Raw genomic sequence first — 214 nt, forward strand, 5'->3', positions numbered from 1 at the left:
TATAGTTTGTTGATTGTTTTAGCTGCAATTGCATGGGGGCTTTATTTTAATTTATATAAAAAATTTGCCTTAAATTATGATGCCTTGAGCATGATGTGCTACATCATTTGGTTCGGGACCCTTCCTTTATTATTTTATAGTGCTCATTTACCTAGTGAAATTTTACATGCTACTTGGCAGGCCAATATGTCGGTTGTTTTATTAGGTATTTTTC

At 32.7% G+C, this 214-nt stretch carries 1 protein-coding gene; it reads left to right on the top strand.

Features of this window, described 5'->3' with window-relative positions; genetic code table 11:
• On the top strand, positions 1-214 hold a 214-nt coding region (locus tag ON062_RS13760), incomplete at both ends, for a hypothetical protein (RefSeq protein WP_274647709.1).

The sequence above is a fragment of the Microbacterium sp. C7(2022) genome (genome assembly GCF_028823665.1).
Taxonomy (GTDB): Bacteria; Actinomycetota; Actinomycetes; order Actinomycetales; family Microbacteriaceae; genus Microbacterium.